Genomic DNA, 13,181 nt, shown 5'->3' with positions numbered 1-13,181 from the left:
ATTTCGTGTTCATGAGGCAGCAAATATCAACTTCCCATAACCTAATCGCAAGCCTTTTTCACCTTAGCGTTTATCCAAAATGGGGCCTTCTGTTTCCCAGCCAATTCACGTCAGGTGATTGAGAAGCGGCGGTAGCAATGTTTTTCGCTTGAAGGCTTTAGGTGGTGCCTCAACGACTTTACGGAAGACCGAGGGGGAACCAATAATGTGAACTTCTACCTCAGCACGAGTGAGGGCTGTGTATATCCAGCTCCGATCCATAACTCTCCCTGCTTTCAGGAGAATGATCACACGCCGGAACTGGCTGCCTTGGGCTTTATGCAGGGTCATCGCGTAGCCAAGTTCCAGCGCATCCAGTAGCCCACCTTCGATTTCGACAGCCCCCCCTGTATCCAACTCTACGATGCCCAAAACGTCACCTTCTTGCGTCACGCTTACCAGCTTTCCGAGCGACCCGTTTTGGACACCGACCCCGGGATTGTTTTGAGTAAACAAGATCTGATCGTTTAATCGCAGTTTTAGGTAATATTCTTCACTTTCCAAGTTGAAATTCATAACCGGTGAGTCACCGTTGTAAATCTCTTGAATAGACGAATTGGCCACTTCAACCAGCTTCCTTGTGGGCGCGATTATTCGAGATGCCTCGGGGCTTTCCAGGTATAGTTCGACGGCCTTTTTCAGCCCAAGATCTGTGTTATCAACTTCATGGAAATGAATGTTTCCAGTAGTCAATTCGTTAGGCACCTCGCCTAGATTAACCTTCTTCGAATACTCGGGGATCCCTGTGCTTCCCTTCTGGCGCTTTACGATATCCAACATGGTGTTTTGGACATGATCGGACAAAACCAGGTCATGAAGGATCTTCCCAACACCTATAGGCGGGAGTTGGCTTGGGTCTCCAGTTAAGACGATTTTCACGGATGAATGAACGTGATTGATAATGCTGAACATGGTTGGGAGATCGATCATCGATGCCTCGTCGATGACCAGTAGCACTTTGCCGCCTTCTGGGCATGAAACAGGCTCTTCCCGCAAAAACCGGGCAATGGTCATCGTGAGATAACCAATAGACTCGTGGAGTCGCATGGCAGCTCGACCAGACAAGGCAACCGCATGGATGCTATAACCAATTTTTGAAGCTGTTTGAAGGAACGTCGACAACACGGTGGTTTTGCCCGTTCCCGCACCGCCGGTAATGCAACTGATACCTTCGGTAAGACTGGTCATAACGGCGAGCTGTTGCTTGCCCGTCAGTTCGTAAGGAAGTTGAGACAAAACTTCCTGAAACGCCCCTTCATCCTGATCCGAAAGTGGTGTTTTACGGGCTAATAAGTGTTTGATGCGCTTCGCGGTGGCAAGCTCTTGGATGGCAGTTGCTGTTGGATGCAGCCGGCCATCCGGCTCGTAATAGAGAGCGACTCTGGGCGTGTTTTTAAGCCATTCGATGCCTTCTTCACAAAGAGTTTCATTCTTGAGATAGTTGAATGCCTTGGTCTTAACCTGACCAGCCCTGAGCCACGTACTGCCGTCCTCCATGCAATCTTTCAGTGCTTGGATCATAGCGGCTTTCTTCCGCTCTGCTGGATAACGGTCATGCTCCCAGGCATTCCGATATGTGGCATTCAGCAGGTTGTCGATGTCCTTAAAGCTCATCCCGAAGTGAATCAACTCGAAAGGATTCCCCCTGATCGCTTCAATCGTACCCAGTTTGTGATGCTTCAGGATTCTACGCTGAACGTGATGGGGGATTCCGGCTTGGCTCATCCATACCGTATGGCGCAGGTTCTGATACTTCTCATAGCCTGCAAAAAGGGCCTTGATCGATTTATCGGTGATCACCTCCTGCAAGGCCTTCACGTCCTTTGCGGTGCCTGCTGAGAGTATTCGGTGGATGTCGACGCCGAAGCGAGCCCAAAGCTGGCGAGCTTTGGACTCTCCGATCCCCGTGAACGCTTTGTCCTTACCCACAAAGGTGATGAAACTTTCGCCGGTATCTGGCATGTGGAGGTCAAACACCTCCGGCCTGTCGTAGGCGTGTTCGTTGGTCTTGTAGTTACCATGATCCATTTCTGTGACGGTCTTATTTCCTCGCAGCTTCCAAAGCTGCCCAGGCGTCGGATCTACCGGCAGGAACTGGGTTTCGACAATCACTGAAACGAAATAATTTGCAGACTTCAGCTGGTGTTCATTGTTGACCGGCACGCCTCGAATCACCGTTGAGTAAGTGCGTTTGAGGGGAACGCCAGTGACTCGAATCATTTCTTCGCCAGGGATCAGCTCGACGGACATTGTGTAAATACCGCTAGACCGTCTGTGATTGCTTCGATTGTTTCCTTGCTTGAAGAGATCTTGGATCGAAGCGCTTCATTTTCTTTCTCAAGCTTGTCTATTCGCACTCTAAGGTCATGGTTATCGGACTCTAAGTGCGCGACTCGCTGGGCATCCATTGAGGCACTGCGGGCCTTCTTGTCATAGTGTTTCGGCCCGGACTGAGCCTTTTCACCGTGTTCTGTAAGTGGTGGCAGGACACCACGATCCCGCAGCTCGCTCTCCAGCTCTTTTAGGGCCGATACCACCCCAGCATTCTTTTTAATCGCTTGATCACTCAAGCCCGCAACCTTCTTGATCTCCTGCTTATTCAGACCGCCCGTGGGGGCGTAAACGATGTTGAGGAAATCATCGTCGCTCATGGAAGCAGCCCAAGCCCTGAACTTTTCCAAATACTCCCTGCCTTTTTCCTTGCTCATATTTCTCCTTAAAAGGCACTTCTAGGGGACGACACAACTAAACCCAACACTCCTCCTCCCCCCCCCCTCAAACGAACAAGGCGCTCAGAGAGTCACTCAGGGCCTCACTGCGAACCAACAATCAATCTAAACGGTTACTCATCGGATCAAATTCAATCTTGAATTTGGTCGAGGACAGAGCCCCTTCATAAATTTTTGGATTAAAGGGTCCTTTTTCTACCATTTTTAGAATTCGATCTTTCTCGTCAGGATCTGCGTTGACCCCGAAGTAAAGTCCAGTCATGGTCTCAGGATGCAGTGGTATCGAATCTCCGTTACTCGGAATTACCTCAGCTCCCGGGAAAAAAATATGTCGAAATTCCTGCTCATACCCCCACGCTTCCGACTTGATTAAACCTGGACGCATATTTCTCTCATCTTCTTCAGGCGGATAGGCAATCTGAGGATATTCTTTCTGGTACTTAACCTTTCGTGCACCGCTGATCGGCCAAACTGTGGCATCGAACTCAATACAAATCCCAGTATGTAGGGCTCCATAGTGCGTCCACATAGGGAGGTTGTTATTGGATGCAGTAAAACTATACATTCGCATCTCGGCGAATGATTCAAGCCCGCTTTGATGCAGAAGTTGAGAGAGAAGTGTCGGATTTTTAATGCACCCCACTATCCTAGCCATAGCCTCATCTGCATGCATTCCGTGTTTCAGAAGGACCTTGTGAAGATGGCTCAATAATATATCTCGCTCCGCCTGGTTCGCGGGCTCTTTGTAGTGCGGCTTACACTCAAATGGGTCATTGAGGCGTTCTGGTGCAGAGTGAAAAAGCAAGCCATCAACAAACAAGTGTTCCAGGCGACAATCTTTAACGCCTGCGATAGGCCGCAGATGAAAGAGACGGTCCTTACCAGCCTGTTCGGGGTAAGGGTGGTATGCTTCAAACTGTTTCCATGTAATAAACTCAGGCAAGTTCACGTCCAACAGGCATAGTGTTCTCCATTTTCACCCAAAAAGTTGTCCCACTTGGCCAGACCAATTTACACCGAGAAGGGATACTTGATAGGCCCATGATGTTGGTAGCCGGTTACTTCAAAATCATCCACGGTCACCCACGTCTCAATGTCCTCTAGAGTCTTGATGTCCGGATTGATATGGAACTGAGGCGATGGGAAAGGCTCGCGCTTCAGCTGAACATCGCGCATGAGCTCTAACTGGTCTTCATAGATGTGCGCGTTAACAATCTTGTGAAATGCCTTGCCTGGTTTATTACCTGTGATTTGCGCTATTAACGCCAAGAGGCAGAATACTTGGACCTGATTAAAGTTAAGGCCCAGCGGCACATCACACGATCGCTGTGTTGATGTTAAATAGAGTCTATCCCCGAGCAAAGAAAAATTGTGTGTGTGCATGCACGGGCGCAGGCATCCAAGATGGAATTCGCCGGGGTTATAAAATGTGACGATTTCCCCCCTATCATCGATCCCTTTTGACAAATCATCGACAACCTTTTTTAACTGATCAATGGGCTTGCCATCCGGGGTCTGCCAGCTTCGCCCCTGCACGCCGTAAACCCGCCCCATATCATCCTCACCCTTACGGGCTGGATTATTTAGCCAAGCCTCATTTTCGTTGGCATTCGCATTCCACGTATTACAGCCGATGGATCGAAATTGAGCTGCGTTATCATAACCTCTGAGATAACCCAGCAGTTCAGCAACAGCGCCCTTCCAGAAACTCTTTCTAGTCGTAATCAGCGGGAACAGATTGCCAGCGACATCATATTCCATGTCTGCGTTTATCACGGTTAAGCAACGCTTGCCGGTGCGTCTATTTTCAACCCACACACCGTCATCAATGATTCGCTGGCATAAATCCAAATACTGTTTCATTACTCACTCACCGTATTCAAAAGGTCGCGGACTCGCTCGTACTCATCTCTCAAGTTCTGCAGCTCTTGCTCTAAGGTCTTAACTTTCGCTTTTAGGCTTTCTTTCGATTTTGCCAAAAACGTAACGCTTTCACTCGCACCTTCGTACATGGCTTTCATACCTTTATATTCTTTATACCAATAGAGTATCTCTTGATGAGACTTTTCAAGCCTTTCAGCAAGAACATCGACGGGCTTAGGCTGATTCTGATCTGCCTTTTTCTCGACCGCCGACTTTCGATCTAACTTAATCGCGTCTAGCCGATCCAAGGGCCACTCTCGGTTCCTGATGGTATTTCGATGTACTTTTGCTCTTTTCGCCAATTCAGTAATCGTCGCTTTGACTTTCGAATCGGACGCAATTTCCAGAAGAGCCTCGCTGATCCGCTCAGTGACATCCTCAAAGTCTTCCTGGTTCCGCTGATCGAATGGTAATTCGGTCATTCAAAATGCCCCTAAAGACTGTAAAACCATTCGAGCTTCATTGGCTGCCTCCAGAGCGTGTTCTGTGGACACATCTTCACTTCCACTTTCAACGACTCTCATATTCTCGACATACACCTCACGCCACTTCGGAATGTGGGCCTCCGTGACGACAGCATTTGAGCATCGAACGGGATTGCATCTAAGCCCGCCAATACAAGGAAGGCTTTCATCGAAATCTTCGGTTTTACCCCCGTAACACATCCCAGTCCCAACGTTTGCGATTGCCATACCTTGCTCTGCCATAGCCTCAAAGATCTCTTCTTTAGTGAAGCCAGATGCCTGGTAGCCCTCAAAAACTCTTATCATTCTATTTTTGTGGTCTTCACCATTTACTCCTGCATAGGCTGCATCCGGATCGAAAGCGGCTCGCACAGCATCAACTTCTGCTTTATGGCGAAGATTTCTCGCTCTCCCAGATCCACTCAGCTGCTCGCCGATCTCACCGTAGCTCAGGGTGTTTACGGAAAAGCCTTTATTCGATGCTGTACTAAACGCACCCACGAGATTGCCGAAATGCTTGAGCTGGTGACTGATAAACGGAAGCCCTAAGTCGGCCCTGAAAAGCTGGTATGCAAGGGTGTGTCGCAGGAGATAGGGGTAGACCTCAATCTCGTCATAGTCCTCGGGAACAATTTGCTGAAAATGCAGCTTGAGCGGGGTTTTCAGCCCGTTTGCAGAGTAATGAGATGGCTCGCCACCGAAAGCTGTTGTCCCGTCTTTTGAAAGCAGATAGGGATTTACTCTGATGCGTGAAATGACCTTCGCTGCGTTAAGGGCATCAACCATTGCGGGAATGCAAACCCATTTATCGTCGAACAGCGATCGCTCAAATTCCTGGTGTTTTTTTACATGCGACACAATGCAAGGAACGCCGAAGGACTCTTCAAGAGGCTTGTCCAATCTAATTTCGAATAGCTCTGATGGACGCATCCCTGTGTATTGAGCAATGATATAGAGCGCTGATCGATAGACCAGAGCCAGATAGTCTTGAACAAGAGCGGATCCATTTCTAGCGTCAAAACGCTGGTTTAAAGCCCCGCGCATCGCGGCAACTTGCTGACCTTTCGTCAACAAGTTTGAAACATCGTTTAGATACTTAAGTGCTTCATCGTAGGGATAGCCTCGGCCTAGCAACCTATTCATTGCGTAGGTATCTATGACACCCCAATCAACATCTAGCAACCCCAGATCTTCAACTTCGAACGGAAAATTTCGCCTCATCTTTAGTGCAGTTTTGTCCGTAACTTCGACTCCAAGCTTTGTTAGAAAATCAGTTATAACATATCCCGAAATTGCAGATACTTTCTCAAAGACCTCACCTGGTAAAACCTTATCGCGGTCTCGCTTCGTAGACTCAGAAACTACTGCTTTTGTTTGGGCTAACCGAGGGAGAACGAGCTTTTTGGCAAATACATATTCGCGAATACGCTTAGCATGAAAAAAACCAAAAGCTCGCTCAATCAGAGTTGCAGTTTGGCTTGTGATCTCAAAACCCTCGGAATACTCAACGAAGTGGGTCCTTTTCAGGTCCTGCAATGATTGGAAGTTATCGCTCACGACATCAGCACCAAAAGCATCAATCAAAGAAGAAAAGATGTGATCAAAATACCTAAGGGTAGCCTTGAACATGCTCGTGAGGGACTGAATTTTGAACGATGTGTTCTTTTTCTCAATCCTTTGGAGTTCAGAGCGTGGAAGCAGTGAGACCATCAAAATAACCATTTTTAACTCAAAAATGATGGGCTCAGGAATGTTTGGGTAATCATCAAAATTGAACTTAAACCTATCCTTTGATATTGATTTTGCAGACTTTTCTTGGGCTTCCTCGAAATGCCAAACTTTGTCTGAAAAAATTGAGGAACCAGATACTTTCAGATTCAATATTTCAAGTAGAGCCTTGACCTCTTTCGATTCCGAAGCACTATTAGCCTTCTGTCCTTTCAGACTCAGTATGAGGAGCGCAGAGGATATTTGGCGGTACTGCCTTAAACTCTCAAATACATTCCCAATATTCATACAGCCGCCCCATCTATCATCACCGCAGAATCAATGTACCTGGAGAGCCGTTCGGCCTTTTCCAATTCGCTTTTCTGGAACTCCGATTCGTCTCCCAAAATCAGTTCTAGGATTTCAATATTTTCACGAATGACTGAGCCGTACGGCGTTGCTGCAACGCTTCCGTTTTTCCAAGCGACTCGGTAGTCGCGCAGCAAGGCAAAAAGATCTGGAAGGTGGGAAGTAGTGATGATCACATTTTCGCAACTCAAGCACTTATTAAAGTTAGAACATGCACCACCATCATAACTAGCTGAATTTTTTATGAAATCTGGCGGATTAAAGATATTCGCACACCCTCCCAAAGGAGTCTTAAAAATAACCTCCCCATGATCCTTTTCCTTCTCAGGCAGTTTATCCTTCTCCTGAGGAACCCAGGCGTTGTTATAAATCATCTCCAGCTTTTCGAGAATCATTTGGCGAGATTGTTTATTGAAATCCATTCGATCCAAATAGCTAAGGGTAGTTTTTATCGAAGAGTGCCCCATCATTAACTGAATTTCGCGCACAGACACTCCTGCCTCAATCATCTCGCTGACCATAGAGGCTCGGAAGCGCGTAGCAACAATTGAAACCATCTCGCCCGTATCAGAGTCTGTGAGCTCATTGATATATCTCGTTTCGAAAATATTTCGATACTTGTCGTAGCCAGAGGAGTAGAAACGAAGCACCGTGCCAAGGGCCTGTGGCGGTTTTGCTTCGGCTATAAACAATAGGTTTTTGTTCTCGTGATCTTCAGGAAGGCTGTCTCTGAGATTTTTTGTAAGAGCTTTTACTCTTTCAATAATTTCAGAAATCTTGGATGCTTGAGACGCTGAGAGCCACGTTATCTCAGAGCTAAAGATATCAAGGTGCATTTCCTTCGCTCCACTGCTTCGTTCTTTCCAATAACGCAAGCATGGCTTCAGTGTCGCCGGATGCTTTGGCTCGAATGAATCGACCTCTAAGTCCAAAGCGGACATGGGGTTCATGCCTGTGACTTGGACCAGGCGCATGTAAAAAGCAAAAATATCTTCTCGGTAAGGATTCCTTGGAACACCCCAGGAGTCGTAAAGCTGCGACAAAGTCATTTGCTCATCAGAATAACGCCACCGGTATTGCTCAAAGCCTGATCGGAAAAGCTTCTCGTTTGATTGGGCCTCACTCCCTATAAGTTCACTTAGACGGAATGGCTTACTCCCAAGTTTGTGATCGAAAAACCAACGCAAGTTTTCTTTCGTGCAAAGGCTTCCGTCGATCTGGAGTCCACTTTTCGTTTCAACCACAAAGGTTTGACCACTCTGTGTAGGTTCGTAAACGCTAGAATATTGCTCCCATACTCGCCGCATATCTTTTTCCAAGGCACCGGCGATAACTTCGCGTTCCGTTCGAGAGTAAGGCTGGTACTTCTCAGTTGTCCTTCCCATCACCTTGAAGCCAGAAGCCTTTATAAAATCGAAATGTTCCGCCCCGACCAGCTCAGAGAAGCGTTGAAGCGACCTCAGAAGATTCGAAACTTGTGTCGAGCCGTAGGTTGGAGAGATGTCTTTTGCAGCAATTAAATTTTCCAAATAGGCTCGAAACTTCACTGCAAGATAATCACTCAAGACTTCTCGGACAGTTTCAGAACCATCCATACCTTGAGATCTCAAGAAGCTTTCTACGAACTGCGCGGTTGTCCTGTATTGCTCTATCGCTGACAAAGACGATACACCTCGCGCACCAAGTGCGAACAAGAAATAGACCGAATCAAAAGGCTTTTTGCAAAGAGTCTCGAACTCAGAAACTGAAGAGATATCGATGCCATCCCTAGTTTCCTTAAAAGTATTATTTGCTGGCTCAGAACGCGGTTTTCTATTTGAGGCTGTAAATATTTCATCGCAAAGACCAGCCTTTTTGAGCTCATTAACAACTTCCGGCGCAAAAACACTGTGGAAATACTCGTATGAAACCCTTGACGATCGGTTGAAGGCAGACTTTGTGAAAATCGTTGGAAATTCGTACTCAGGAAACTCGTGGATAAATCTCGTAACCTGAATTTTTCTCCCGTGCATTGGGATTCTTTTTAGCAGGGCCGGATTCTTTTTAGCCCTCAATAAAAATAACTTCAGTTTGTTTATATGATTCATATTCTGAGCAGTGGCACCCGGGGTAACCAGGCCCTCAGAGCGCATCATCTCAAGAATTTGATCCAATTCGCCCCGACACATGCTAGGCAATACCCGGGCAGCTTGCCTGCGCGAAAGACCAATCTTGACCCCTAAGTCCCCACTGCTAACCATCGGAACCTCGGTATTCCCTCGATCGGTCAACTTCACCTGGTAGAGAATCCCAGGATCTTTGGAGGCTTCTCCTATCCACTCCTGAACAAGCCTTCGGCATAAGTCCTTATTTTTTCGGCTCTTCAATTCCATCACTTCCTGTCTCCCGGCTTGATTCTGAGCTTGGTCTGTTCAACAACCTTTTCCATCTTGTCGATTTTGGTCCTCAGCGCGCCAAGTTCAGAATCTGCTATGGAGTTGTATATGTCGTGAGGAATGCTTGTATAACGCTCAGTGGTCGTAATCGAAGAATGACCAAGCGTCTTCTGGACATTAACCAAGCGATCAAGAAAATCCTCACCAAGATCGGGGTCTTCCAACGTCAAATAAGCTGATGCGTGTCGGAAAAGATGTGCGTGGATCGTTTTCGAAATACGTCCCTTTTTAAGAGCCTTGTCTGAGCGCCGCTCTATCATTTTCGCCAAGGAGTCTTCGTTGTAAGGGTTGCCTTCCGTGTTTAAGAAGGCAGGAAAATTGTGTCGATTACGGTATTTCTGCTGATACCGTTTATATAGTGGAGTCGAGTGGTACGAAGCGATTCTCTTCAAAGTCGCCGTCGTAACTACGGCAAACCGCTCTTTCACCGAGCCCCCCCGGCCCTTTGCGCCACGTATGAGCACGGGCGCATAGCCAGGACGAACAGGCACATCGACTTTCTCTGAATTCACAAAGGCCGAGTTCGTAAATCTTATAGCCTTTTGGATGTCCCCAAAGGTAATTCGCTCTACCTCGCTGATTCTGACACCAGCGTCGTACATAAACTGGAGAAGCAGCCGATCTCTCTCGTAACGACATTCATACATCAGCGCTAGGAGATCAATTAAAGAAGCACTGACAACCTGCTTCTTATGTGGTTGAGCGCTAATGTATTTTTTGGGGAAAGGACTCTTTTCAAGAACAGAATCTTGCCGTTCATTGTCAGAAAGAAAATCATATAATGATCGCACTGAACTCTCGCGATTTCGGATCGTTGACCGATCCAACAACCCCGAATCCTGCTGTCTGATAATCCAGTCCTCAAGAACCGACCGATTTACTCGGAGAAGAATATCATCAGGAGTTAATCCGACGTATTCCGGCCTCTCAATCAAAAATTTGAGGAAATAGATCGTATTTCGCCCGTAAGTCTCGGCGGATTTATATGAGATTTCCTGTAAATCAAGAAGCGTAGACAACCAATTGGAAGGATATCTGATAACTTTTTCATCATCATCCAGAACCAGAGCACCTGAGACGGTCTGCGAACCTAGACTCAATCCATCGATCTGACTTTTAGATAAATTTTGTTTGTTAGCGATGAATATCTGCACAATTTTCTCCCATCTTAACAAAGATGATAGCTACGTATTGTGCAAATTTCAATTGTCGGAAATAAACAGGAGTAAGATTTGGTGAGCGTTACGCAGCTACCATATATTGTGCATCTTTTTCTTGTTCGTCTAAAAGGAACAGGTCCGCGCTACGCTGGTAGAGCTGGCAGGAGAGCCTGCCGTCGGCCACGTAGAACTGGAACAGGCAGTGGCAGGGAGCCAGCGCCATGCGGCCCTGGCGGACGTTGTCCTGAGGGCCGATGGATTCGTCCGGCAGTTGCGCCGGGTTCCAGGCGGAGACGATCAGGCGGCGGGAATTGGGCTTGGTGCGGATCTGCCCGATGACCTCGCTGATCTGGTCCACCACCTCCCCGTTCGGGCACTGCCAGCTGCGCCACTGTTTGCCGTAGATGGGGCCGAGGTCTCCATTCGCCAGTGCCCATTCATTCCAGATGGATACCTTGCGTTCTTTCAGCCAGGTGTTGTCGGTGGAGCCGCGGAGGAACCAGAGCAGTTCGTAGATGATGCTGCGCAGATGGACTTTCTTGGTGGTTACCAGAGGAAAGCCATCCTGCAGGTTGAACCGGATCTGGCGGCCGAATACCGAGCGGGTACCAACGCCGGTACGGTCACCCTTGTCGAATCCGTTATCGACAACGTCTTGCATCAGGTCGAGGTAGGCTTTCATTCGGCTTGTTTCCGGTAGGCAATAAACATCAGGGCTGCACCCACAACAATCATCGGGAAGGAAAGCACCTGCCCCATGGTGAGCCAGTCAAAGGCCAGGTAGCCCAGCTGCGGGTCCGGCTGGCGCACGAATTCCACCATAAAGCGGAACACGCCGTAGCCGATCAGGAACAGGCCGGAGACGGCCATTCTGGGCCTTTGCCTGGAGGAGAACCACCACAGGATGACGAACAGGGCGACGCCTTCCAGGGCAAACTGGTAGAGCTGGGAGGGATGACGGGCCAGGGAATCCGGCGCGGTACGGAACACCATGCCCCAGGCAACGTCCGTGGGTTTGCCCCACAACTCCCCGTTAATGAAGTTACCAATCCGGCCGGCGCCAAGCCCTACCGGCACCAGCGGTGCAACGAAATCGGCCATGCGCCAGAAACCACACTCTACTTTGCGCCCGTACCACCACATGGCGAATATCACGCCCAGCAAGCCACCGTGGAAGGACATACCGCCTTCCCAGACCCGCAGAAGCCAGAGCGGATCTGCCAGAAAGGCATCAAAATTGTAGAACAGCACATAACCCACACGGCCCCCGAGAATGACCCCCAGCGCCAGGTAGAACAGCAGATCGCCCATCTGTTCTTCGTTGATGGGAGACCAGGGTTTGCGTGTGCGGATCTTGCCAAGCCACCAGCCGGCGACAAAGCCCACCAGATAGGTCAGGCCGTACCAGTGGATCTTGAGGGGGCCAATGGCAATGGCCACCGGATCAATCTGGGGATGTTGCAGCATCGATTAACCTCTCAGCTCAGGAGAAAACGGAGACCCACCAGCAAAAGCATGATGGAAAAAATACGCTTGAGAACCCGGGGGTTCAGCCGATGGGCCAGGTTGGCACCTATCCGGGCAAAGAAAACGCTGGTGAGGATAATACCGGTCAGCGCAGGCAGATAGATGAAACCGACACTCAGTTCCGGCAGAGCTGGATTCTGCCAGCCGGTCCAGATGTTGCCAAGTGCACCGGCGATGGCAATCGGCAGGCCGCAAGCGGCCGATGTACCCACAGCCTGTTGCATGCGTACATTGCTCCAGCTCAGGTAGGGTACGGTGAGCGTGCCCCCGCCAATCCCGAAGATGGCCGAGGCCCAGCCGATGCCTCCGCCGGCAACCCCCAACCCCGCGATACCCGGAACATCCCGGCCAGGTTTGGGGTCCACCTGAAAAAACATCTTGAGGCCAACGAGGATGACAAAAACGCCAATAACCAGTTCAAGGGCCGGGCCACTCATCAACGACGCTGTCCAGGCACCGATCAGGGCTCCGGCAATAATCCCCATGGTCATGGGCCGGAACAGATCCCAGCGCACAGCGCCATGCCGGTGGTGGGAACGGATGGAACTGGCCGACGTGAACACGATGGTTGCCAGCGACGTACCCACCGCCAAGTGAGGAACAATCTCCGGGCTGATCCCCCGGAGACCGAAACTGAAAATAAGCACCGGCACGATAATCAGCCCACCGCCGATACCAAACAGGCCAGCAACGGTGCCTGCGAGGGCGCCGAGGGCCAGATACGATGCTATTTCGAAGATCAGCGTCATAGTTTGTCACGCACCCGGGAAAACCAAGGCTGGTATGATACACAGCGCAAGAGTCAACTTCATTAACTCCGGGAGCCCG

Annotated in this window: 10 protein-coding genes and 1 pseudogene; all 11 read right to left on the bottom strand. The window is 49.1% G+C overall.

What is annotated here, in order from left to right; genetic code table 11:
• Positions 1-105: 105 nt before the first annotated feature.
• Complete coding sequence (locus D0851_RS16780) at positions 106-2,289, bottom strand: AAA family ATPase (protein WP_117619651.1); 2,184 nt, start codon at positions 2,287-2,289, stop codon at positions 106-108.
• Positions 2,274-2,747: a VPA1267 family protein gene (locus D0851_RS16775; protein ID WP_117619650.1), complete on the bottom strand. Its 474-nt coding sequence runs from the start codon at positions 2,745-2,747 to the stop codon at positions 2,274-2,276. The genes D0851_RS16780 and D0851_RS16775 overlap by 16 nt, the downstream gene beginning before the upstream one ends.
• Positions 2,748-2,868: 121 nt before the next feature.
• Complete coding sequence (locus D0851_RS16770) at positions 2,869-3,711, bottom strand: DUF2971 domain-containing protein (RefSeq protein WP_162893765.1); 843 nt, start codon at positions 3,709-3,711, stop codon at positions 2,869-2,871.
• 68 nt (positions 3,712-3,779) lie between these two features.
• Positions 3,780-4,631, bottom strand: coding sequence for a thymidylate synthase (locus tag D0851_RS16765; protein ID WP_117619648.1), 852 nt, complete (start codon positions 4,629-4,631; stop codon positions 3,780-3,782).
• Entirely contained in the window at positions 4,631-5,113 is a 483-nt protein-coding gene (locus tag D0851_RS16760; protein WP_117619647.1) for a hypothetical protein, read from the bottom strand. Before D0851_RS16760 ends, D0851_RS16765 begins: the two co-directional genes overlap by 1 nt.
• Positions 5,114-7,171: a hypothetical protein gene (locus D0851_RS16755; protein ID WP_117619646.1), complete on the bottom strand. Its 2,058-nt coding sequence runs from the start codon at positions 7,169-7,171 to the stop codon at positions 5,114-5,116.
• A complete protein-coding gene (locus D0851_RS16750; protein WP_117619645.1) occupies positions 7,168-9,603 on the bottom strand; it encodes a site-specific integrase in 2,436 nt (811 codons plus the stop codon). The genes D0851_RS16755 and D0851_RS16750 overlap by 4 nt, the downstream gene beginning before the upstream one ends.
• Positions 9,603-10,820 carry a tyrosine-type recombinase/integrase gene (locus D0851_RS16745; RefSeq protein ID WP_117619644.1) on the bottom strand — a complete coding sequence of 406 codons (1,218 nt, stop codon included), beginning with the start codon at positions 10,818-10,820 and terminating at the stop codon, positions 9,603-9,605. The genes D0851_RS16750 and D0851_RS16745 overlap by 1 nt, the downstream gene beginning before the upstream one ends.
• A 133-nt stretch (positions 10,821-10,953) precedes the next feature.
• Positions 10,954-11,508, bottom strand: a pseudogene (thyA, locus tag D0851_RS16740) (thymidylate synthase); the annotation flags it as partial.
• Positions 11,505-12,293, bottom strand: coding sequence for a prolipoprotein diacylglyceryl transferase (gene lgt, locus D0851_RS16735; RefSeq protein ID WP_117619643.1), 789 nt, complete (start codon positions 12,291-12,293; stop codon positions 11,505-11,507). The gene lgt and the pseudogene thyA, both read right to left, overlap by 4 nt.
• Positions 12,294-12,304: 11 nt before the next feature.
• On the bottom strand, positions 12,305-13,102 hold the full coding sequence (locus D0851_RS16730; RefSeq protein WP_117619642.1) for a sulfite exporter TauE/SafE family protein: 798 nt from the start codon (positions 13,100-13,102) through the stop codon (positions 12,305-12,307).
• Positions 13,103-13,181: the final 79 nt, after the last annotated feature.

This window comes from Marinobacter sp. Arc7-DN-1 (genome assembly GCF_003441595.1).
Taxonomy (GTDB): domain Bacteria; phylum Pseudomonadota; class Gammaproteobacteria; order Pseudomonadales; family Oleiphilaceae; genus Marinobacter; species Marinobacter metalliresistant.
Note: the sequence above shows the minus strand (reverse complement) of the source record. Positions and strands in the feature narration are given on the sequence as shown.